Source organism: Candidatus Protofrankia datiscae (assembly GCF_000177615.2).
GTDB lineage: Bacteria > Actinomycetota > Actinomycetes > Frankiales > Frankiaceae > Protofrankia > Protofrankia coriariae.
The window spans coordinates 435777-457310 of the sequence record NC_015656.1; the positions used below are offsets into that span (position 1 = coordinate 435777).

Genomic DNA, 21534 nt, shown 5'->3' on the forward strand with positions numbered 1-21534 from the left:
GGGGTGGGCTTTGCTCGACGATCATCTGACGTCGGCCAGCGTGACCAGTCCGGCGGTCGTGCGTCTTCAGTTGTCCTTCCGTTGGTCGAATCGGGGTTGTGTGGGATCTCCGCAAGGGGTACTGCGGGTGGAAAAACTTTCCGTGTCATCGTCGGTGTTTCCGCCGTCCGGCCGGAATTGTTTTGATCGACATCTCTGGCGGTAGTGCAAAAAATACGGAGGGAAATTCCGCTCCGCTGACATTCCACGATCCAGTGGTCGGCCCGGCACGTACATCGGACCCAGTTGCCCAGCACGGGTGAACGCTGATTCCTTGGGGAACTTGATGACTACACCTGAACAACCGGCTGGCCAGTCGCCGGATGATCCGAACCAGCCCGGCGCGGGCGTTCCTGGCTACCCGCCGGGCCCCGGGTATCCGCCGCCCCCTGGCTACCAGACCGGTCCCGAGTATCCGCAGGCTGGTTATCAGGCCGGTACCGGGTATCCTCCGCCCGGCTACCAGGGTGGTCCCGAGTACCCGCAGGGATCCGGCTACCCGCAGGGATCCGGCTACCCGCAGGGATCCGGCTACCCCCAGGGTCCTGGCTACCAGGCCGGTGCTGGTTATCCACCGGCGCCCGGCTATCCCATCCCGCAGGGTTACGGACAGGGGCCATACGATCCGGCGGCCCCGTTTGGGCGCCATCCGGTGACCGGAGAGCCATACTCGGACAAGCAGAAGCTGGTTGCCGGACTGCTTCAGATCTTCCTGGGTGGTTTCGGGGCCGGGCGATGGTATCTGGGCGATACCGGTATCGCACTCGCCCAGTTGTTCACCTGCGGTGGTCTCGGAATCTGGGCGCTGATTGATGGGATCATGATTCTCACCGGTAACGTCCGTGACAGTCAGGGCCGTCTGCTCCGTGACTAGTACGGCGGCCATGTGTCTGCGTCGGATTTTCCGGAGGCTCGGTGGCCCGGATACCGCCGGGACGGCATCCGGGCCACCGGAATCATCTCCCCTGGGCTGGGTCGACGCCGGCGTGTACCGCGCGGGGAGCCGTGCGATCACGATCGGCGGTTGGCGACGGCTGATACTCGGCGCGTCGGTATGCGTGCTGGGCGTCGGCTATCTTGCCGTTGCCGACCCGCACGATCCCGATGTGCTCATGCCGATATGCCCGACAAAACTTGTCACGGGATTCGACTGCCCGGCGTGCGGAGGTCTTCGTCTGGTTCATGACCTGCTGCACGGCCAGCTGCGGGCCGCGGCTCATGACAACCTCTTCATGCTGCTCTGCAGCCCGGTGCTGGTGTATCTGATCTGGCGGCAGGCGCGCGCGATCGGCCGGGGAGAACATACGCGCGTTCCCGGTTCGCTCGCTTATGGCCTGGCCGGCGCCGCGCTCGTCTGGACGGTTGTGCGCAACCTGCCTGGATGGCCCCTGACCCCGATATCCACCTGACCGGAGACATCCCATGCCTCTCAACATGTCGGACCCATCGCCAGCCTCTGGTCATCGAGCTGAGGGCCACCCCGAGAGCAGGGAGGCTGTTGACGCGCGTACACGGATGGATCTGGACACAGATCTGTCCCGCCGATCCCATACGTGTATTCATGAGGGTTTTCCACGGCGGGGGATGCGCTGCTGGACGGCGAGGGCGGCCGCCGGGTAGCGGGGGTCGGGGCGCAGCAGGTGCTCGCGCAGACAGGCGTCGGTGAACTTGATGACGTGCTCGTCGCCGTGCTCGACGGCCGCCGCGATCAGGTCGTCGAAGCCGGGTACCTCGGTCTCGGCGGCCCGCGCCCGGATGTCATCCTCGTCGTGGCTGTCCCCGGCGAAGAGGAACAGCAGCGCGGTGTGTGTCTGCCACATCGCGGTCAGCGTCGGCTCGTGCAGGCCGGCGGGCAGATACGGCAGGACGAGGCGCAGGGCCGCGGGCGCGGTCACACCGTGGACGAGCGGGACGGGCGTGTACCTGGTCTGCGCCAGGCACAGGCCGGCGAACTGCGCCGTCATCGTGCTGAGCAGCACCTGGACGTGGTCGGCGCGCAGGGCTTGGAGGGTATCGGTGTAGCCGGGCTGGTCCAACAGGCTGCTCAGCCCGTCCCGCAGCAGAGCGGCCGGTGGCGTCGCAGGGTTGATCGGAGCGCGTGGAGCGGCGGCGACGGCCTCCGCGACGGTGCGCTGCCCGCCCAGGCTGGCCTGCCCGGGCAGGGTGGTGAACCGGGCGGCCCAGTAGGCGAGCCCGCGGGCGAGTTCGGTGATCTGCTGGGGGCTGGGGCTGCTGGTCGCCGCGACGCTGCGCACGGCGTGGGCGGTGCGGATCGGCCCGTGGGTCAGCCGGGAGAACAGGCCGGGCAGCAGGCGCGGCCACCATCGGACGAGCACGTCCCGCCACGGGGCGTCGGCCAGCTCGCGGCGGAACAGCGCCTCCCAGTCCCCGACCCGGTCGAAGGCGCCGAGCGCCGGCCGCCAGGAGGATTCCTCGGCCGGGTCGATGGCGAACCGCGGGCCGGGCGGGTCGTTGTGCGCGATGGCGTTGCGGTAGCCCGTCACCCAGGCGGGGATCGCCTCCGGATGGCCGAGCGCCGCCAGCGCCTCGGCGCCCATCGGGCCGTGATTGGCGAGATCCTGTCGTCCCGCCCGCTCGTACCCGAGATCGTCGAGACGGTCGAGTGCGTCGGTGACCGCGTCGCTGTAGGTGATCGATGTCATGCCCTCACATCCCTTCCGGGCAGACAGTTCAGATCAATTTGTGTCAGCGAATATTTTGGATACACAAACTTTACTAAGATTGTAGCGTGCTGTACGACCAGCAGGTGAGCGCGACCGCGCCCGGGCGGGCAGAACCAGCATCATCACCGGCCTCGGCACCGGCACGTCCGACCGAGCCGCAGCCAGGGGGAGCACAGCCGCCAGAAGGCGAGCCGTCACCAACGGGAGCGGTGTCTCCGACGGAGCAGGATCTCGAGGTCCTGCTGTACGTGCCGTTGCTGTCGGCCTACTTCCAGCGCGCTCGCTCGGAGATGCCGCCCGCGCTCCAGGAGATCTTCAGCAGGCATCGGCTCACCGCCCGCCACGGCGCGGTCCTCAGCCAGTTGCTGACCGGGCATCAGCTCAGCGTCACCGAGCTGGCGGGGCGGCTGGGTGTGACGCTGTCGACCGCCAGTGAACTCGTCGGCAACCTCAGCGACGCCGGCCTTGTCGACCGTCAGGAGGACCCGACCAACCGTCGCCGCACCCTGGTCTCCCTCCGTGAGGAGCACCGGCCGGTCGTTATGTCGTTCATCACCATCCGCGCGGCACCGCTCCTGCGTGCCGTAGCCGGCCTCTCTCCCCGCGACCGCGCCGGCTTCGTTGCAGGCCTGGCCGCCTGGAGCCGTGAGGCGCAGCCCTGAGTTCCGAGACGGGACAACGGAACAACAGCTGTCCTCATGAGGAGCCGACCCTCATGGCCGGCCTCATGAAGGAAGCGGATCCACGGACGTCTGTTTGTGGATGTGGCTGGCGGTGGCCGCCTCGGCGTCGGCAATCGCCTGCTGGGCGTCGTATCTGAGCAGGGCCGGGGCGATGGCGGTGGCGACCAGGACTCCGCCGACGCAGACCAGGCCGCCGCTGACGACGGAGAAGGCCGGTGACACCAGGGCGGCGGCGCTGCCCGCTTCCAGGTCACCGAGCCGGGGGCCGCCGGCGACGACGACGAGGAAGACTCCCTGTAGCCGGCCGCGCATCTCGTCCGGGGTGGCGACGTTGAGGATCGAGGTCCGGAAGATCGCGCTGACCATGTCCGCCATGCCGGCCAGCGCCAGCAGCGGCACGGCGATGACGATGCTGTGGGTGAGCCCGAACCCGGCGATCGCGCCGCCCCAGACAACGATCGCCACCACCACCGCCCGGCCCTGGCGGTTGACCCGGCCGAGCGGGCCGGACAGGCTGGCACCGAGCAGTGCCCCCGCCGCGACCGCCGAGTACAGGACGCTGGCCGTGGTGGCCCCGCCGCCGAACTGGGTCCGGGCCAGCTCGGGGAACAGCGCCCGCGGCATCCCGAAGATCATGGCGATGATGTCCACGGCGAAGGTCATGAGCACGACCGGCTGCCCGGCGAGGAACGTGAGTCCCTCTCTGACGCTCGCCGTCCCGGCCCGCCGCCCGCCGCCCTGCGGCGGCATCGGTGGGAGCCGGGCCAGGCCGTACAACGCCGCGGTGAAGGTGGCCAGGTCCAGCGCGTAGGCCAGGACGTAGCCGCCGGCGGCCACGCTCACTCCGGCGATGAGCGGGCCAGCGGTCAGCGCGGTGTTCCAGCCGATCTGCTGGAGGGCGGTGGCCGCGGGCAATTCCCGCAGCGGCACCAGGTTCGGGATCATCGCCCGCCGTGCCGGCCCGTTGACCGAGACCAGCGCGGACTGCACCGCGATCAGGCAGAACAGCGGCCAGATGGCGCCCGAGCCCGCGTTGGTGGCGTCGACGACAAGCGCGAACAGCAGCAGCCCGGCCGACACCGCGGCCAGTCCGCCGGAGGTGAGCAGGGCGAGGCGCCGCCGGTCGACCGCGTCGGCGATCGCGCCGCCGAGCAGCCCACAGGTGATCAGCGGGACCAGCGCGACCAGGCTGGCCAGCCCAACCTGGAAGGACGAGCCGGTGATGTCGTAGACCTGCAGCGGGACCGCGGTGGCAGTGATCTGAGCGCCGAGCGCGGAGATCGTGTCACCGGCCCAGATACGCCGGTAGGCTGGATAGGCCCGCAGCGGGGAGACGTCTACCAGCAGTTTCCGTGTGACGAAACGTAACGTGAGCCGAGGTCCGCGGGCTGGCTTACCCGCTCTCACCCGGTCTCCTCACCATCGGCTGCTCTCTGCCGTCGTTCCAACCCGCCGGCTGGGGTGGCACCCGCGGACGAAGGGTCCAGCGAAGGGTCCAGACAACGCCGCGGAGGGCCGTCCCGAACAGGTTCCGGACCGAGCCCGCGGCAGCCGTACCGGGCCGACCGACTGCCCGGAGAAATCTACCGTCGAACCGTCGTCACGGGCCACCAACCGGCTTCCGGGAGGTGCATGTCATCGCCTGGGAGGGGACGGAGAGCTGTGGGCCTGTCTCACTCATCGTCGATGGGCCATCGGCGCATGTGGTGGCGGCGCAGCCACACGGTTCCACGTCCATGGCCGGCGCGGGACATGATCGTAAACTGCGCCGCCTGCGGGTGGTGGTGCCATAGCCATATGGTTTTGAAGAAGACGACCGTCATGGTCGACGAGGAATATCTACAGATCATCAAGGAGGCGGCGGCTCGCGAAGGACGGCCCGAATCGGAGTATTTCCGAGAGGCGTTCCGTATCGCCGCGCTGCGCGCCCGTCGGTGGTCGGATGACTGGGATATCCCGGTCCTCGACTTCGGTGGCCCGGTCACCGAGGATGACGTCCGTACCGCGGTCGACGAAGCGGTCACCGAGAACGGCGGTCCGGCCGGCAATGCCGCATGATCGTTGTTGGCGACACCTCCGGCCTCGTGGCTGCCTTCAGCATCGGTAATCCGGAGCACCGGGCGGCTCGTGCGGCGTTGCGGGAAGCTTCCGTGACCGTGGTTTCCCCACTGGTGTTCGCCGAAGTCGAGCATATCGTCACCCGCAACATCGACCGCAGGACGGCCTATGCGGTCAATGGCTGGTTGTTGCGGCAGGAAGACAGTATGCGCATCCTGGTTCCCGAACTGGCGGCCGACGCTCTTCGCAGAGCTCGCGTGGTCCAGCATCGGTACGCCGGCCTGAACCTGGACATAGCGGACGCGGTGAACGTGGTGCTCGCTGAGCGATACGAGACCGACAGTGTTCCCACGCTCGACCGGCGGGATTTTCGTGCGATACGTCCGCTCAGCAACCACAAGGCGTTCCGTCTCCTGCCGGATGACCTGTGACCTGCTGAGCCGCAGGTCATCCGTCTGGCGGGAAGATCACATGCGGCTCGTGTCCCGTGGTCGCGGCACGCCGCTACCTTACTGATCGGCGTCGGCGTCGGCGTCGGCGTCGTCAGCGGAAGGCGAGGCGGTCGGGGCCGTAGGGGTCGTCGACGCGGACGATCTCCCGCCCCAGCGGCAGCAGCGAGATCGGGATCAGCTTGAAGTTCGCGAGCCCCAGCGGGATGCCGATGATCGTCAGGCACAGCAGCAGGCCGGTCGTCAGATGACCGAGCGCCAGCCACCAGCCAGCGAACACGATCCACAGCAGGTTGCCGAGCAGCGACGGCGCGCCCGCGTCACGGCGGTCGACCACCCGGCGGCCGAACGGCCACAGGGCGAAGCTGGCGATGCGCAGCGAGGCGATCCCGAACGGGATGGTAATGATCAGAATGAAGCAGATCAGTGCGGCGACGGCGTAGCCCAGTGCCATCCAGAACCCACACAGCACCAGCCATATCAGGTTCAATATCAAACGCATACGTCCCATCCTCCTCCTTGAATCCGGGACCACACGATCGAGTAGCGGACATTTTTGGTGCGGACGGACCGACGAAGGGACTGGAAATCTCATGGCCGAGGCGACCTCGTACCGTGTCGAGATCCCGGAGATCGACCTGGACGACCTGCGCGACCGGCTCCGCCGGACCCGCTGGCCCGACCGCGAGACCGTCTCCGACTGGTCCCAGGGCACCCCGTCGGAGTACCTGCGCGAACTGTGCTCCTACTGGGAGCGGGAGTACGACTGGCGGGCGCTCGAACGCAGGCTGAACGCTTTCAGCCAGCTCAAGGTGAACGTCGGCGGGCTGGGCGTGCACGTGCTGCACGTGACCTCGCCGCATCCCGGCGCGGTGCCGCTGGTGATGACGCACGGCTGGCCCGGGTCGGTCGTGGAGTTCCTGAACGTCATCGGGCCGCTGACCGATCCGGTCGCGCACGGCGGTTCGGCCGCCGACGCGTTCCACCTCGTCCTGCCGTCCCTGCCGGGATACGGGTTCAGCGACAAGCCGACCGGCACCGGCTGGGGGGTGCCGCGGATCGCCGACGCGTGGGCGGAACTGATGACCGCGCTCGGCTACGACCAGTATGCGGTGCAGGGCGGCGACTGGGGTGCGAGGGTGTCGACGGAACTGGCCATCCGCCATCCGGACGCCGTGCTCGGCCTGCACCTGACCCTGCCGCTGGTGGACGTCCGCGCGGCCACGGCCGAGCTGGGGGAACTCGACGAGCGGGACACCGCGTCGCTCGCCACGCACCGGCGCTTCCGGTGGGAGGAAGCGGGCTACTCGACCCAGCAGTCCACCCGGCCGCAGACCGTGGGGTACGGCCTGGTGGACTCCCCGGCCGCGCTCGCCGGCTGGATCGTGGAGAAGTTCCACGGCTGGACGGACTGTGACGGCCATCCGGAGAAGATCCTCACTCGGGACCAGTTACTCGACAACGTGATGATGTACTGGCTACCGGCGGCCGGCGCGTCGGCGGCCCGGTTGTACTGGGAGAGTTTCCGCAGCCGCCCGCAGGGGGTGGTGACCGTACCTACCGGATGTTCGCTCTTTCCGCGGGAGCTGTTCCGGCTGTCCCGCCGCCTGGTCGAGACCCGTTTCCGGGACCTTCGCTACTGGAGCGAGCCGGACCGCGGCGGCCACTTCGCCGCCTTCGAACAACCAGCCCTCTTCGTCGACGAACTCCGCGCCTTCTTCCGCCTGCTACCGCCGCGGGTGGCTCGTGACGATGTACCTGACGGGCCGCGGTGAGCGCTGGCCAACGTTCAGGTGTGGTAAGCGTCCCTGCGATGGCGGATCGCGGTGACCTCGACGACATGCTTGGTGCCGTCGATGAGGTAGATGACCCGATAGGGCCCGCGTCGTGCCGACCACAGTGGCGCGAGCGGCGGGTCAAGGGGCTTGCCGACCCGGTGCGGGGCGTCGAGCAGAGGTCCGGTGACGAACCCGTGGGCGGCGAACGCTGCCACGATCGCGTCGGTGGCAGTGATGGTTCCAGCGCGTCCGGTTGCGTTGCCCCGCCAGGGCGGACAGGCCACCGGTGTCCAGGATCAGGGTCATGCCGTGCGTGCTGTCGGGGCGGCGGGCCGAATCCGATCGGCCCACTCGCGGGCTGCGGCGGCCTCGTGAGCTGGGACGGGTCCGAGTTCGGCGTCCAGTTCGCTGAGGTAGGCGTCCAGTTCGGCGATCTTGGCGCGTCGGTCCAGTTCCTCGGCCAGTGCCGCTGTGGCGAGGCGGGAGATGTTCAGGCCGGCGGCCCGGGCGGAGTCCATCAGCTCATCGGAGACGGTGATGTTCACTCTTGCCATGCGCATAATATTCACACTCGGCATGGGGTGCTGAGTGGTTGCCCTGTGGTCTGTCCTGACAATGGATCACCTCGACGGCACTAATAAACGGTGACTCGGCCGCCGGAGGTGCCGGCGGTGAAGATGGCCAGGCAGCGGCCGCTTGAGTTGGCGACGAGCCACAGGTGGTTGACGTAGGTGTTGCTCGAATAGGCGTTGCCCGCGGTGAGGGCCGGGGCGTAGGCCACTCGGGAGCCGTCGAAGTCGAGCCAGTAGATCTGTACGGTTTCCGGGCTCTGGTTGCTGAACGTGGCCAGGACGCCGTCCGTGGTGCGGGCGGAGACCAGGCGTCCCTCGTCCGCGCACGAGTACCGGGTCAGGCTCCCGGCGAAGCTGAACGTGTGGGCGGCCGGTGGCTGAGCGGCTGGTGGCTGAGCGGCCGGCGCCGGTGGTGGCACGTTGGTGCCCGCTCTGGGTGCCGCCGCAGGTACGGGTCGGGCGGCTGCTGGCCCACCGCCCGTAACGGCCGGCTGTCCGCCGCCTGCCAGCGCCTCCGGTGCGGTCGCCGCCGCGGGGGCCTGCGTGGACGTGTTGGTGGACGTGGTAGCTGACAGGTCCGGCGGTGGGCTGGTGGCCGTCGACGCGGGGTGCGCGATGGGCGACGCCGTGGCTTCGAGCCGTGCGTCGCCGGCTGCCGCGGCCTGTTCGGCGGGCCCGTTCGCGGCCGCGGCCAGGCCGATGACGGTCGCGACAACAACGGCGGCGAGCACGGCGGCCCCGACCGCCAGCGGGGCCCCGCGCCGGCTCCAGATCCGGGTCCGCGACGTCGCCGGCGGTGCCGTGACGGGTCCGTGCGCCACCGGCTGGGCGGTGACCGTTTCGTCCTGCGTCAGGACCGTTTCGTCCTGTACGGTGACCGGTTCGGCTCGGACAGTGCTGGCTTCAGCATGTGCGGCGACAGATCCAGCTCGGATCGTGACAGCTTCGGCCTGGATGCCGGCCGCGTCGACCGTGCCGGCCGCGTCGACCGGTGACCTGACGTCACCGGGGCCGAGGCGTGAGTGGGGCCCGTCGTCCGTTTCAGATGCCGGCACGGAAGCAGAAGGCGTGGACGTGGAAGGTGCGGCGGAGCTGGCGGGACTTCCCCCGACCGTCGCTGGCGCTGGTACGGACGCGGGGGATGATGCGGCAGGCCCGGCGGGATCCCCGCCAGCCGTTGCGGGCACGGGCGCTGGCGCGGGGGCGAGCCCGGGCACCGGGCCGAATGCGGATGCGGGTGCAGGCGCGGCCGGGGTCGCTGGCGTGGCAGCCGCGATACCCCCCGCGGTCCCGCGCTTCTGATCGTCCCCGGGTACGGGAACGGCCGCCGAGGCCGCGGCTACGGATACCGCCGCGGGCGACTGACCGGCGTTGGACGGCCGGCCCGTGCCGGTGGCTGCCGCGTGGGTGCGCAGCATGTCGGCCACCGGTGGTGGCAGCCAGCCCGGGCCGGGCCGCAGGAGGGTCGTTTCCTGATCCTGACCGGTGAGCCGGGCCAGCACGTCCGTCAGGGCCGGCCGGGTTGCGGGATCCTTCGCCAGGCAGGCGGTGACGAGCTCGCGCAGGTCGCCGTCGATGCCGTCGAGGGCCGGCTCGCTGTGGACCAGCCGGTAGACCAGCGCCGGAGTGGGGCCGGTCCCGAACGGCTCCCGGCCGGTCACGGCGAAGGCGATGAGCGCGCCGAGGGCGAACACGTCGCACGGTGGGCCGATCTCACCGCCGGTGATCTGTTCGGGTGCCATGAAGCCGGGTGAGCCCAGCACACCACCGGTCAGGGTGAGCCCGGTGGCGTCGGCCGCGCGGGAGATCCCGAAGTCGATGACCCGCGGGCCGTCGGTGGCCAGCAGCACGTTCGACGGTTTGAGGTCCCGGTGGACGAGCCCGGCCCGGTGCACGGCGGCGAGCGCTTCGGCGAGGCCGGCGGCGAGCGTGCGCACCGACTCCTGGGGGAGCGGGCCCGTCCGGCGGATGGTCTCGGCGAGGGACAGCCCGGGCACGTAGGCGGTGGCAAGCCAGGGGCGCTCGGCCGTCGGGTCGGCGTCGATGACCGCGGCCGTGTACGCGCCGCTGACAGCCCGAGCGGCCTGCACCTCGTGGCCGAACCTGTCCCGGAACTGCGGGTCGTCGGCGAGTTCGGGTCGGACGACCTTCACCGCCACGGCGCGGCCGGCCGGTGAGCGACCCAGGTAGACGCGGCCCATTCCGCCGGCACCCAACCGTCCAACCAGCTTGTACGGGCCGACCTGGGCAGGATCGTCCGACCTCAGTGGCTGCATGGCTGGACTCCCACCCGGACCATGATCTGACGAATCCCCCCATGACCGGCGATCCGCCTCGTCCACTACAAGTAGCTGCCCACGGTCTCATGGCCGGGCGCCGTAACGGCCCGACAGTCCAGTCCCCGACAGCCCGTTCTCCGACGGCCCGTTCTCCGACAGAACTTGCGTCACACCACGTTGTTACATGGCGCCACGTTGCGATTTTCGGACGATCGCTGTCAGTGTTCCGGAAGAGGCCGCAGCGAAGGCGCGGCGGGCCGTCGGTACTGGTCGGGTGGAGTCGGCGCCGGCCCGTTTCGTCGGGCCTGCCGCTGCCGAGCCGGACTGGGCACGGGCCCGGTGGATCCTGGACCAGATGATCGAAGAGTCCGGTGGGCTGGGCGATACCGCGCGTGACCGGGCACGGCCGGTTCGGTCAGGCGATTTTTCACCTTGTCGGTCGACATTGACGGGTGATCTGTGGGCGAGTAGCTTCTGGCCCCGAACGTCGGCGTCAAGTTCTGGCTCGCTGGCCGGCAGCATTGTCCGCGGTCGGGCGCTCCAGATATGAGCCTGGCGCGACGAAGCGGTCGTGTGGGCGCGTGCGTGGTTGTAGGAGGAACCAGCGTGCAGCAGTCGCATGGCCGTGTCTGCGCTGTTTCGCCCTGCTGTGTCACCCCGGCGACGTTCTCACGTCGGCATATCGATCTGCAGCGGGTGACGAGCTGTCTGTGTCGTAGCCACCAGCGCCTGAGCTGATACCAGCTCCGCTCACCGTCGGCCGCGGATGGCCGTGTCCGGCGCTTCCGTGGCATCACTGTGTTGCCGAGCGTGACTCGGGGTGCGTCCTCACCGTCATATGCCGGCTCATGCCCCTGCCCGTGGTGATCCCGACGTTGTGTGGGTCGGCGTCAGGTGTCCGTCATGCCACGCATTGTTCTGCTCGTCGTTTGCCCGGTGGCTTTGCCATGGTCCCCGGGATTTCAGGGATGCGGGCATACGGCCCCGCCGGTTGCCTCCCTCGGCTCCCTCGCAGGAAAGGACTGTTGTGAATAGATCATCCCGGTCTGGGCCCGCCCGGTGGGCGGTGGTTGTTGCCGCTTTCGCCGCGGCCGCGACGCTGGTGGGCGCCTGCGGCTCCTCCGATGACGACGAGCCCGCCAGCGGCTCGAGCGCCGGCGCGCCCCGCCCGGGGGGCACGCTGACCTTCGCGGTGGGCTCGGACGCGGGATGTGTGGACCCGCAGCAGGCGGGCAGCAACGACACGGTCTACTCGCTGCGGCAGATCGTCGACTCGCTGACCGACCAGGATCCCCGGACGGGCGAGATCGTGCCGTGGCTGGCGGAACGCTGGGAGATCAGCCCGGACGCGAGGACGTTCACCTTCCACCTGCGGCCCGGCGCGACGTTCAGCGACGGGACACCGGTGAACGCGCGGTCGGTCAAGGACAACTTCGACGCGATACCGAAGCTGGGCGCGCTGGCCGTCCTGGGGACGGGCTACCTCAGCGGTTACGAGGGCACCACGGTGGTCGACGATCTTACCGCCGCGGTCGCGTTCAAACAGTCGAACGCCCAGTTCCTGCAGGCCACGTCGACGTTCTCGCTGGGGCTGGTGTCGGGGGCGAGCATCGCCAAAACCCCGCAGCAGCGGTGCGGTGAGGGCGTGATCGGGTCGGGCCCGTTCGTGCTGTCGAAGTACGAACCGGCCCAGGCGATCACGCTGACGAAGCGCACCGGCTACAACTGGGGCTCGTCCCTGTGGACGAAGAAGGGCGAGGCGTACCTGGACACGCTCGCGTTCAAGGTGGTCCCGGAGGCGGGCGTGCGCAGCGCCAGCCTGACCTCCGGCCAGGTCGACGCGATCGGCAGCGTGAGCCGCGCCGACGAGGCGGCGCTGCGGGGCGGCGGCGCCAACCTGCAGGCACGGGCCAACCCGGGGGTGGTGTTCAACCTGGGGCTGAACAACTCCAGGCCGATCCTGCAGGATCAGAAGGTGCGGCAGGCCATCCTGTTCGCCATCGACCGCAAGCAGATCGCCGACACGGTGTTCCCGACCGGCACCCAGCCGGCGACGAGCATCCTGGCGCACACGACCCCCAGCTACAAGGACCTCGGCTCGGACCTGCGCTTCGACGCCGCCCAGGCCAGATCGCTGCTGGACGCAGCCGGCTGGGTGCCCGGCGCCGACGGGATCCGGCGGAAGGACGGCGTCCCGCTGCGCCTGACGGTGAGCTGGTTCGCCAACGCGGCCACCAACAAGTCGACGCTGGAGCTGATCCAGCAGCAGCTGAAGGCGGTCGGTGCCGACATCGTGCTGAAGGAGCTGCAGATCGCGCAGGCGGCCCAGCTCCAGCGGTCGGGTGACTTCGACGTGCTGTGGGGCAACCTGACCCGCGCCGACCCCGACATCCTGCGCACCCTGTACTCCACGCAGCTGGCGAACGCGTACCGGCTGCCGCCGACCCAGCTCGACAGCGTCCTCACCGCCCAGGCGGCCGAGCCGGATCCGGCCAAGCGGCGGGACCTGGTGGCCCAGGCCCAGCAGCTGATCGTGCAGAACGCCTACGTCATCCCGGTCGTGGAGCTGCAGACCGAGCTGGGCGTGTCGAAGAACGTCCACAACCTGGACTTCGAGGCGTCCAGCCGGATTCAGCTGCACGACACCTGGAAGAGCTGACCGGCACCAGCCGGTGGCTGGACGGCAATCTGACCTACTGGAACAGGCTGGGCGGGGTCCCGGCCCTCGCGCGAGAGATGGTGCGCGAGGGCCAGGACACCCGCGGGCCGTAAGGCATGAGGGCCGGGACACCGGCGTCGATCGAGAGGAGGGCAGCGGATGCGACGTTACGTGATCAGGCGTCTCGCGCAGGCGGTCGGCGTGCTGTGGGCGGCCTACACGCTGTCGTTCCTGGTGCTGGACTACCTGCCCGGCGACCCGGTCTCGGCGATGGCCGGCGCCGGGATGGACTCCTCCGTCGTCGATCCGGCGCGGCTTGACGAGCTGAAGAAACAGTACGGGTTCGACAAGCCGGTGCTGGTGCAGTAGCCGACTATCTGGGCAGGGCGCTGCGCGGTGACTTCGGCAACTCGGTGTCCACCGGTCGGTCGGTGACCTCCGTGATCGCCGACGCGCTGCCGCAGACGCTGCAGCTCACCGGCATGGCGCTGCTGCTCGCGACGCTCTTCGGCGGCGGGCTGGCCCTGTTCGCGACCTACACCTCGCAGCGCTGGCTGCGGCAGATCCTGCTGTCGCTGCCGTCACTGGGAGTGTCGATCCCGACGTTCTGGATCGGTCTGATGATCGTCCAGCTGTTCTCCTTCCGGATACGGCTGTTTCCGGCCTTCGGCAACGACGGGCTGCGTGGCCTGATCCTGCCGGCGGTCACCCTGGCGATCCCCACCGGCGCGATGGTCGCGCAGCTGCTGGCCAAGAGCCTGCTCACCACGCTGGACGAGCCATATGTGCAGACGGCCCGGGCCAAGGGCGCCGGACGGGCCCGCATCCACCTCGGCCACGCGTTGCGTAACGCCTCCCTGCCAGCACTGACGATCATCGGTCTGCTGGTCGGGCAGCTGATGGCCAACGCCGTCGTGATCGAGACGGTCTTCGCCCGCAACGGCCTCGGCCGGGTTACCGCCGCCGCGGTCTCCATCCAGGACATCCCGGTGGTGCAGGGGGTCGTCGTCTTCGGCGCGCTGGTCTTCGTGCTGGTCAACCTGGTCGTCGACCTGATCTACCCGCTGTTGGACCCGCGGATCGTGGTAGCCGCCACCGCGCGAAGGAGTACCGCGTGAGCGTGCGAAGGAGCACCCCGTGAGCCGGTCACTGGCCGCCGACCCGGCCACCCGGGCCGGGCTCGAAGCACAGGTCGAAGCAACAGCGCCGACGCCGGGCCCGCGGCTGGGCGTGGACGTGCGGCGGCTGTCGCGGTTCTTCCTGCGCCGCCCCGGCCTGGTGCTGTCGCTGATCGTGGTGGCGCTGGTGGCGCTGGCCGCGTTCTGGCCGACGTTGTTCACCGGGCGTGACCCGCTGCTGGGGGTGCCGGCCGACAACTTCCAGCCGCCCAGCGCCCACCACTGGTTCGGTACCGACGAACTGGGCCGCGACACCTACGCCCGGGTCGTGCACGGGGCGGCGCTGTCACTGAAGGCGACGCTGATCGCTGTCGCGGTCGCGTTCGTCGTCGGTGGGACACTCGGGCTGGTCGCCGGATTCGTCGGCCGCTGGGTCGAGGACGTGCTGATGCGCTTCGTCGACGTGCTGCTGTCCATCCCGGCTCTGTTCCTGTCGCTGGCGCTGGTGACGGCGCTGGGATACGGCACGGTGAAGGTCGCCGTCGCGGTGGGGATCGCCAGCGTGGCCAGCTTCGCCCGGGTCATGCGCGCCGAGGTGCTCAGGGTGCGCCAGGCCGTCTTCGTCGAGGCCGCGCGTTCGTCGGGGACACGCTGGTACAGCGTGCTCGGACGGCATGTGCTGCCCAACGCGACAGGGCCGGTCATCGTGCTGGCAACGCTCGACTTCGGGACCGCGGTGCTGGCGGTGTCCTCACTGAGCTTCCTCGGTTACGGCGCCGCGCCGCCGGCGCCGGAGTGGGGCACGCTCGTCTCCGACGGCCGCAACTACCTGGCCAACGCGTGGTGGCTGTCGACGCTGCCCGGCCTGACCGTGGCGGCGACGGTACTGGCGACCAACCGCATCGCCCGCGCACTGGACGGAGAATGGGCCAACCAACGATGACCGATCACCGTACCGACAGTCACGGCGGCACCGGCGCGGGCCTGCTCGCGATCCGGGGGCTGTCCGTGTCGTACCGCACCCGCACCGGGCCGTTGCCCGCCGTCCAGGGCGTCGACCTCGACGTCGAGCCGGGCGAGATCGTCGCACTGGTCGGCGAGTCCGGCTCGGGCAAGAGCACGCTGGCGCACGCGATCGTCGGGCTGCTGCCGGCCGGGGGACACATCGACGCCGGCAGCGTCCGGTTCGGCGGCCACGACCTCGCCGCCCTGTCGGAGCGGGAACTTCGTGCCATCCGCGGTGCCCGGATCGGGCTCGTCCCGCAGGACCCCACCGTCTCCCTCAACCCGGTGAAACGGATCGGCGTCCAGGTGGCAGAGGTGCTGCGCATCCATCGGCTGGCCACCCGTCGTTCGGCTCCGCTGGAGGCGGTCGCGCTGCTGGAGCGGGCCGGCCTCGCCGAACCGGAGATCCGTGCCCGGCAGTATCCGCACGAGCTGTCCGGCGGCATGCGGCAGCGGGCGCTGATCGCCATCGCGATCGCGGCACAACCCAAGATGATCATTGCTGACGAGCCGACCAGCGCCCTGGACATCACCGTGCAGCGGCTGATCCTCGACCATATCCAGCACCTGGCCGACGAGCTCGGCACCGCCGTCCTGCTCGTCACCCATGACCTCGGTGTCGCCGCGGACCGCGCGCAACGCATCGCGGTGATGTCGCAGGGCCGGATCGTGGAGAGCGGGCCCACAGCCCAGATTCTCGACAGCCCCCGCGACCCCTACACCCAGCAACTGCTGCACAGCGCCCCGAGCCTCGCCGTCGTACACACCGCGCATACCGTGCCGCGGGCCCGAACGTCACCTTCGGTAGCTGTCGAACCTTCGGTCGTCGCCGAGCAGCCACTCGTCGTGGTCGACAACCTCGTCAAGGAGTTCCCGCTGCCCCGTACGGCCGGCGGCTCCGCCCGTACGCTACGTGCGGTCAGTGACGTCAGCTTCACCGTCAACCGCCACGAGACGCTGGCCCTGGTCGGTGAGTCGGGTTCGGGCAAGTCCACCACCGCCCGCCTCGTCCTGCGCCTGGTGGATCCGACCGCCGGCCGGATCGTGCTGGACGGTGACGACGTCACGGCCGCCAGGGGAGCGCGGCTGCGGCGGCTGCGCCGGCAGGCTCAGATCATCTACCAGAACCCCTACGCGTCCCTCGACCCACGGTTCTCGATCAAAGAGGTGATCGCTGAACCGTTGCGCGCGTTCGGGGTCGGCGACCGGGCTTCCCGCACCGCCCGCGCCCGGGACCTGCTCGACCGGGTCGCGCTGCCGGCCTCGGTCCTCGAACGCAGACCCGCCGAGCTTTCCGGTGGGCAGCGGCAGCGGGTCGCGATCGCCCGCGCGCTGGCGCTGGCACCCCAGCTCGTCGTCTGCGACGAGCCCGTCTCCGCCCTGGACGCGTCCGTGCAGGCGCAGGTCCTCGAACTGCTCGCCGAACTGCAGGCCGACACCGGCGTGGCCTATCTGTTCATCTCACACGACCTGGCCGTCGTGCGGCAGATCGCCCACCGGGTGGCGGTGATGCGGGCCGGGCAGATCGTGGAGACCGGCCCGACGGACGACCTGTTCACCAGCCCCCGGCACGACTACACCCGCGCGCTGCTGGAGGCGATCCCCAGATGGTCGCAACAGCGTCAGGCCGCTTCGCCCAGCAGCGGACGCACACCCTCGGCGAAGGCGTAGGCCTCCTCCAGGTGCGGGTAGCCCGACAGGACGAACTCCTCGACGCCGACGGCGCGGTACTCGGCGATCCGCTCGGCGACCTCCTCGTGGCTGCCGACCAGGGCGGTGCCGGCGCCGCCGCGCACCAGGCCGATGCCCGCCCACAGGTTCGGCCCCACGACCAGCCGGTCGCGCGAGCCGCCGTGCAGGTCGAGCATCCGCCGCTGGCCCACCGACTCCAGGGTGCGCAGCCGTCGCTGCCCGGCGGAGATCGCGGCGTCGTCCAGGCCGGCGATGAGCCGGTCGGCGTCGGCCCACGCCCGGTCGGCGGTATCCCGGGTGACGACGTGGATGCGCAGGCCGAACCGTAGCCGCCGGCCCTGTTCCGCGGCCAGCTCACGCACCCGGTCGATCTTCTCGGCAAGCAGGGCCGGCGGCTCGCCCCAGCTCAGGTAGACCTCGGCCTGCCGGGCCGCGACGGCCATCGCGGCCTCGGACGAGCCGCCCAGGTAGACCTCTGGCAGTGGAGTCGGCGGGTCGCGCAGCACGGCATTCTCAAGATCGTAGAACGTGCCGTGGTGGTCGAACTCGGCGCCGCTCCACAGTCGGCGCACGATCCGCAGGAACTCCTCGGCCCGCGCGTAGCGGGCGTCGTGGTCGAGCTGGTCGCCGTAGGCGCGCTGCTCGGCACCGCTGCTGCCGGTGACGACGTTGAGCTGCAGCCGGCCGTCCGAGAGCTGTTGGAAGGTCGCGGCCATGTGGGCGGCCAGCGCCGGTTCGATCAGGCCGGGACGGAACGCGACGAGGAACTTCAATCGGCGGGTCTGCGCGATCAGCGCCGCCGTCACACGACCCAGGCGTCGGCGCAGTGCGCGCCGGTCGGGGTCAGCACCGCCTCGTAGCCGAGCGAGTCGACGGCCTGCGCCAGCTGGGTGAGGTAGGTCAGTGACGCGGGCCGGCCGGCGCGGGCGGGTTCCAGCACCCCGCCGATGCCGAGCCCGTGCACTCCGGAGGCCAGGCTCCGGCCGTCACCCCCGGTTGGCAGGAACCAGTGGTAGCGCGTGGTCATAGTACGACCACGTTCGGGCGGGCGTTCGGGGCGTGTGCGGTCATTGTGGTCATCCGCCGATCCGATCTTCCGTCAGCCGTGCCCGGCGGAAATCGATTCGGCCGCATGTCCGCGGCTCTCGTATTCCGCGCGGGCGATCAAGCACGGGCGATCAAGGTAATTGATCAAGGCGATCGATCAAAATAATCGATCAAGATAATTGATCAGAATCGAATGATCAAACAATGCCGAGTATATCGATGGGAAATAGGCGTTGCCGGTGGCTCACGGTGGTACCTTCGAGAAAGGTCATGAGTGTCGGCGGCGGGCTGTGGCCTCGCTGGCCGGCGAGGCTCGCCGGCTGGCAGCCTCCCTCGCGGCGGGCGCCCCGAAGACGTGGGGCCGGCTGGGCGTTTCGGTCCACGGGCCGGGCGTCGGGCAGGGCCGGCCGGGCATCGATCGGCGGGAAGTATCGATCGACAGGAGGTGGCGGCGCATGCGGCTGATCCCAGGCCCGTCTGCCGTCCGCATATCCGGGTCACGACGTGGTGTGATCAGTTCGTTTCTGCGCCGGCACATCGATCTGTGCCGTGTCGCCGGCGCGCTCTGTCCACCCTGACCCGAGCCCCGCTGACCTGAGCATTTCTGACATACGCGCTGTCCGCCCGACCTGATCGGGTCCGGCCCGGATCCAGTTCGGGCCCGTCGTACCCGACGATCCGCCGCACTTGACGATCCGCCGCGCCCGACCTGGTCTGTCGCCGCCGACCCTACCGGCTCCCGCGCGTCGTGACCGGATGGGCCTGTTCCCGCTCGCGCTGACAGCGCCGCTCGTGTTGACACCGCCGCGCCGCCGGCCCACGGCCGCGCTGGCAACCGTCTGAAAGGGGTATCGGACGATGAGCAGGCCGATCAAGCAGATCCATCTCGCCGCGCACTTTCCAGGCGTCAACAACACCACCGTGTGGAGTGATCCGGCGGCGGGCAGTCATATCGAATTCGGCTCTTTCGTCCATTTCGCGCGGACCGCCGAACGCGGAAAGTTCGATTTCCTCTTCCTTGCCGAGGGGCTGCGGCTACGCGAGCAGAACGGGCTGATCCACGACCTCGACGTGGTGGGCCGGCCGGACACCTTCACGGTGCTGGCCGCGCTCGCCGCGGTCACCGACCGGCTCGGCCTGGCCGGCACGATCAACTCCACGTTCAACGAGCCCTACGAGGTGGCGCGGCAGTTCGCCAGCCTCGACCATCTTTCCGGCGGCCGGGCGGCGTGGAACGTGGTCACCTCCTGGGACGCCTTCACCGGCGAGAACTTCCGCCGCGGCGGCTTCCTGCCCGAAGATCAGCGTTACGCGCGGGCCAGGACGTTCCTGCGGACGGCCTGGGCGCTGTTCGACTCCTGGCGTGGTGACGAGATCGTCGCCGACGGGGAGACCGGGGTGTTCCTGCGCGACCCGCACCCGGGCAGGTTCACCCACCGTGACGCGCATTTCGACATCGCCGGCCAGTTCAACGTCCCGCGCAGCCCGCAGGGACGTCCCGTCATCTTCCAGGCGGGCGACTCCGACGAGGGGCGGGAGTTCGCCGCCTCAGGCGCGGACGCGATCTTCAGTCGGCACGGCGCCCTGGAGGCCGGGCAGGCGTTCTACGCCGACGTCAAGAGACGGCTGGCCCGCTATGGCCGTGCCCGCGACCAGTTGCTGATCCTGCCCGCGGCGACGTTCGTGCTCGGCGACACCGACGCCGAGGCCGCCGAGATCGCGCACGAGGTCCGGCTCCAGCAGGTCAGTGGTGGCACGGCGATCCAGTTCCTCGAGCAGCTGTGGAACCGTGACCTCTCCGACCACGACCCGGACGGGCCGCTGCCCGCCGTCGACCCCGATCCCGGGGAGCACACGGTCGCCCGCGGCCGGGCCAGCGTGCGCATGTTCGGGGACAGGCTGGCCACCGCGAACCAGTGGCGCCAGCTCGCCGAGGCGAAGAACCTCTCCACCCGAGAACTGATCATCGAGGTCACCGGGCGGCAGACGTTCGTCGGCTCCCCTGCGACGGTGGCCAGCGCGATCAACGATCTTGTGCAGGCCGACGCCAGCGACGGGTTCATTCTCGTCCCGCACGTCACCCCCGGCGGGCTGGACGGCTTCGTCGACACCGTGGTCCCGCTGCTGCAGGAACGGGGCGTGTTCCGCACCGAGTACGAAGGCGTTACCTTGCGTGACCATCTCGGTCTTGCGCCGCTCGTCCCCGCCGTGTCAGGCACGTCCGACGCGCCCGGTGCGTCCGCTGCCGGGCCGGGGTCGGCGGCGAGGGCCGTGTCGTGAAGTTCCTGACCATCACCCTGATCGTGCATGCCCCGAACCCGGTCACCGGGGCGCGGAAGTCGACCGCCGACCGGTTCCGCGAGGTGATCGACAACGCGCTGCTGGCCGAGGAACTCGGCTTTGACGGCTTCGGGGTGGGCGAACGGCACGAACGACCGTTCATCTCCTCCTCCCCGCCGGTGGTGCTCAGCCACCTGGCCGCGCTCACCAGCCGGATCCGGCTGTTCACCGCCGTCACCACGCTGAGCCTGCTCGACCCGGTGCGGGCGTACGAGGACTACGCCACCCTCGACCACCTCTCCGGCGGACGGCTGGAGCTGATCATCGGTAAGGGCAACGGCGCCGCCCAGCGGGAGCTGTTCCACGTCACCCCCGACGACCAGTGGGACCGCAACGCCGAGTCCTACGAGCTCTTCCGCCGGATCTGGCGCGAGGACAGGATCACCGCCGACCCACGGTTCCGCCCGGTGCTGCGGGACGCCGAGGTCTGGCCCCGGCCGCTGCAACAGCCGATCCGCGTCTGGCACGGCAGCGCCACCAGCAGGGAGTCGGTCGATCTGGCCGCCCGCTACGGGGACCCGCTGTTCTCGGCCAACGTCACCAACCCGATCGAGCCGTACGCCGAACTGGTCCAGTACTACCGTGAGCGGTGGGAGCATTACGGCCACGACCCGGCGCTGGCGGCGGTCGGTGCCGGCACGGCCGGCTACTACGCGGAACGCAACTCCCAGGACGCCATCGCCGCCTACCGGCCGGTGTTCGAGGGGTATCTCGCCTTCCAGCGGCGGCTCGATGTGGAACCGGTGTTCCCGACGCTGGAGGACTTCGTCGAACGCAGCTCCGCGCTGATCGGCAGCCCGCAGCAGGTCATCGAGAAGGTGCACCGTTACCACGAGCGGTTCGGGCACAGCGTGCTGCACCTGCACGCCGACGCCGGCGGCCTCACCGACGCCCAGCACCGCGCCAGCCTGGAGCTGTTCCAGTCCGACATCGCCCCGGTGCTGCGCCGCGAGATCCCGGACCCGCCCTGGCCGTGGGCCCCGGTGCTCGCCGAGCCGTCCCCGTCCGCCCCGCTCTCCTCGTCGTCTCAGCCGTCCTCGTCGTCGCCGTCGTCACCGAACGCATCGTCATCCGCCGCATCGTTACCGACCGTGGACGGACCCGCGCCCGCCGCCGTCTAGGCCGTGTCTA

The 21534-nt window shown here is 69.9% G+C and carries 19 protein-coding genes and 2 pseudogenes; 14 read left to right on the forward strand and 7 right to left on the reverse strand.

From position 1 onward, the window contains the following. The first annotated feature begins 325 nt into the window (after positions 1-325). Together FSYMDG_RS01830 and FSYMDG_RS27090 are read left to right on the forward strand one after the other, a co-directional pair. Positions 326-913 (forward strand): TM2 domain-containing protein, encoded by a 588-nt coding sequence (locus tag FSYMDG_RS01830; RefSeq protein ID WP_013871929.1) that lies wholly within the window; start codon positions 326-328, stop codon positions 911-913. A gap of 136 nt (positions 914-1049) precedes the next feature. Continuing rightward, positions 1050-1448: a DUF2752 domain-containing protein gene (locus tag FSYMDG_RS27090; protein ID WP_432763268.1), complete on the forward strand. Its 399-nt coding sequence runs from the start codon at positions 1050-1052 to the stop codon at positions 1446-1448. Between the two features lie 150 nt (positions 1449-1598). On the opposite strand, the gene FSYMDG_RS01840 is transcribed toward FSYMDG_RS27090, so the two are convergent. Then, a complete protein-coding gene (locus FSYMDG_RS01840) occupies positions 1599-2702 on the reverse strand; it encodes a questin oxidase family protein (RefSeq protein WP_013871931.1) in 1104 nt (367 codons plus the stop codon). A 230-nt stretch (positions 2703-2932) separates the two neighbouring features. Here FSYMDG_RS01840 and FSYMDG_RS01845 point away from each other — a divergent pair, with 230 nt between their 5' ends. Next, positions 2933-3385, forward strand: a complete 453-nt coding sequence (locus FSYMDG_RS01845) for a MarR family winged helix-turn-helix transcriptional regulator (protein WP_013871932.1) — start codon at positions 2933-2935, stop codon at positions 3383-3385. Positions 3386-3448: 63 nt separating this feature from the next. Here FSYMDG_RS01845 and FSYMDG_RS01850 read toward each other — a convergent pair whose 3' ends face one another. Next, complete coding sequence (locus FSYMDG_RS01850; protein WP_013871933.1) at positions 3449-4813, reverse strand: MFS transporter; 1365 nt, start codon at positions 4811-4813, stop codon at positions 3449-3451. A gap of 255 nt (positions 4814-5068) precedes the next feature. Here FSYMDG_RS01850 and FSYMDG_RS01855 point away from each other — a divergent pair, with 255 nt between their 5' ends. Beyond that, entirely contained in the window at positions 5069-5464 is a 396-nt protein-coding gene (locus FSYMDG_RS01855; protein WP_202797658.1) for a ribbon-helix-helix domain-containing protein, read from the forward strand. Then, complete coding sequence (locus FSYMDG_RS01860) at positions 5461-5895, forward strand: PIN domain-containing protein (RefSeq protein WP_013871935.1); 435 nt, start codon at positions 5461-5463, stop codon at positions 5893-5895. Before FSYMDG_RS01855 ends, FSYMDG_RS01860 begins: the two co-directional genes overlap by 4 nt. Before the next feature lie 112 nt (positions 5896-6007). Here FSYMDG_RS01860 and FSYMDG_RS01865 read toward each other — a convergent pair whose 3' ends face one another. Then, a complete protein-coding gene (locus tag FSYMDG_RS01865) occupies positions 6008-6415 on the reverse strand; it encodes a YccF domain-containing protein (protein WP_013871936.1) in 408 nt (135 codons plus the stop codon). 91 nt (positions 6416-6506) lie between these two features. Here FSYMDG_RS01865 and FSYMDG_RS01870 point away from each other — a divergent pair, with 91 nt between their 5' ends. Beyond that, positions 6507-7688 carry an epoxide hydrolase family protein gene (locus FSYMDG_RS01870; protein ID WP_013871937.1) on the forward strand — a complete coding sequence of 394 codons (1182 nt, stop codon included), beginning with the start codon at positions 6507-6509 and terminating at the stop codon, positions 7686-7688. A 14-nt stretch (positions 7689-7702) separates the two neighbouring features. Here the strand turns inward: FSYMDG_RS01870 and FSYMDG_RS01875 are convergent, their stop codons facing one another. From FSYMDG_RS01875 to FSYMDG_RS22520, 3 genes are all read right to left on the reverse strand, one after another. Then, positions 7703-7906, reverse strand: coding sequence for a type II toxin-antitoxin system RelE family toxin (locus FSYMDG_RS01875; protein WP_277602666.1), 204 nt, complete (start codon positions 7904-7906; stop codon positions 7703-7705). A gap of 87 nt (positions 7907-7993) precedes the next feature. Then, on the reverse strand, positions 7994-8245 hold the full coding sequence (locus tag FSYMDG_RS01880; protein WP_237702944.1) for a type II toxin-antitoxin system CcdA family antitoxin: 252 nt from the start codon (positions 8243-8245) through the stop codon (positions 7994-7996). A gap of 80 nt (positions 8246-8325) precedes the next feature. Continuing rightward, on the reverse strand, positions 8326-10539 hold the full coding sequence (locus FSYMDG_RS22520; RefSeq protein WP_013871940.1) for a protein kinase domain-containing protein: 2214 nt from the start codon (positions 10537-10539) through the stop codon (positions 8326-8328). A gap of 549 nt (positions 10540-11088) precedes the next feature. Here FSYMDG_RS22520 and FSYMDG_RS29905 point away from each other — a divergent pair. From FSYMDG_RS29905 to FSYMDG_RS01905, 5 genes and pseudogenes are all read left to right on the forward strand, one after another. Beyond that, on the forward strand, positions 11089-11280 hold the full coding sequence (locus tag FSYMDG_RS29905) for a putative leader peptide (RefSeq protein ID WP_420848660.1): 192 nt from the start codon (positions 11089-11091) through the stop codon (positions 11278-11280). A gap of 289 nt (positions 11281-11569) precedes the next feature. After that, positions 11570-13201, forward strand: a complete 1632-nt coding sequence (locus FSYMDG_RS01890) for an ABC transporter substrate-binding protein (RefSeq protein WP_013871941.1) — start codon at positions 11570-11572, stop codon at positions 13199-13201. Positions 13202-13360: 159 nt separating this feature from the next. Further along, positions 13361-14319: pseudogene (locus tag FSYMDG_RS01895) on the forward strand (ABC transporter permease). Between the two features lie 19 nt (positions 14320-14338). After that, a complete protein-coding gene (locus tag FSYMDG_RS01900) occupies positions 14339-15262 on the forward strand; it encodes an ABC transporter permease (RefSeq protein ID WP_013871942.1) in 924 nt (307 codons plus the stop codon). Then, positions 15259-16995: a dipeptide ABC transporter ATP-binding protein gene (locus tag FSYMDG_RS01905; protein ID WP_013871943.1), complete on the forward strand. Its 1737-nt coding sequence runs from the start codon at positions 15259-15261 to the stop codon at positions 16993-16995. The genes FSYMDG_RS01900 and FSYMDG_RS01905 overlap by 4 nt, the downstream gene beginning before the upstream one ends. Here the strand turns inward: FSYMDG_RS01905 and FSYMDG_RS01910 are convergent. After that, positions 16947-18043 (reverse strand): annotated as a pseudogene (locus FSYMDG_RS01910) (LLM class flavin-dependent oxidoreductase). The gene FSYMDG_RS01905 and the pseudogene FSYMDG_RS01910 overlap by 49 nt on opposite strands. 475 nt (positions 18044-18518) lie before the next feature. Between FSYMDG_RS01910 and FSYMDG_RS29910 the strand changes: the two are divergent. From FSYMDG_RS29910 to FSYMDG_RS01920, 3 genes are all read left to right on the forward strand, one after another. Further along, a complete protein-coding gene (locus FSYMDG_RS29910) occupies positions 18519-18641 on the forward strand; it encodes a putative leader peptide (RefSeq protein WP_431307066.1) in 123 nt (40 codons plus the stop codon). Between the two features lie 280 nt (positions 18642-18921). Next, a complete protein-coding gene (locus tag FSYMDG_RS01915; RefSeq protein ID WP_013871944.1) occupies positions 18922-20343 on the forward strand; it encodes an NtaA/DmoA family FMN-dependent monooxygenase in 1422 nt (473 codons plus the stop codon). Next, a complete protein-coding gene (locus tag FSYMDG_RS01920) occupies positions 20340-21524 on the forward strand; it encodes an LLM class flavin-dependent oxidoreductase (RefSeq protein WP_013871945.1) in 1185 nt (394 codons plus the stop codon). Before FSYMDG_RS01915 ends, FSYMDG_RS01920 begins: the two co-directional genes overlap by 4 nt. Positions 21525-21534 lie beyond the last annotated feature (10 nt).

Bases quoted from the DNA above. Each gene is read 5' to 3' on its own strand.
- FSYMDG_RS01830 (WP_013871929.1), top strand. From the start codon at position 326: ATGACTACACCTGAACAACCGGCTGGCCAGTCGCCGGATGATCCGAAC.
- FSYMDG_RS01840 (WP_013871931.1), bottom strand. From the start codon at position 2,702: ATGACATCGATCACCTACAGCGACGCGGTCACCGACGCACTCGACCGT.
- FSYMDG_RS01860 (WP_013871935.1), top strand. From the start codon at position 5,461: ATGATCGTTGTTGGCGACACCTCCGGCCTCGTGGCTGCCTTCAGCATC.
- FSYMDG_RS01865 (WP_013871936.1), bottom strand. From the start codon at position 6,415: ATGCGTTTGATATTGAACCTGATATGGCTGGTGCTGTGTGGGTTCTGG.
- FSYMDG_RS01870 (WP_013871937.1), top strand. From the start codon at position 6,507: ATGGCCGAGGCGACCTCGTACCGTGTCGAGATCCCGGAGATCGACCTG.
- FSYMDG_RS01880 (WP_237702944.1), bottom strand. From the start codon at position 8,245: ATGGCAAGAGTGAACATCACCGTCTCCGATGAGCTGATGGACTCCGCC.
- FSYMDG_RS22520 (WP_013871940.1), bottom strand. From the start codon at position 10,539: ATGCAGCCACTGAGGTCGGACGATCCTGCCCAGGTCGGCCCGTACAAG.
- FSYMDG_RS29905 (WP_420848660.1), top strand. From the start codon at position 11,089: ATGAGCCTGGCGCGACGAAGCGGTCGTGTGGGCGCGTGCGTGGTTGTA.
- FSYMDG_RS01905 (WP_013871943.1), top strand. From the start codon at position 15,259: ATGACCGATCACCGTACCGACAGTCACGGCGGCACCGGCGCGGGCCTG.
- FSYMDG_RS29910 (WP_431307066.1), top strand. From the start codon at position 18,519: ATGCGGCTGATCCCAGGCCCGTCTGCCGTCCGCATATCCGGGTCACGA.
- FSYMDG_RS01915 (WP_013871944.1), top strand. From the start codon at position 18,922: ATGAGCAGGCCGATCAAGCAGATCCATCTCGCCGCGCACTTTCCAGGC.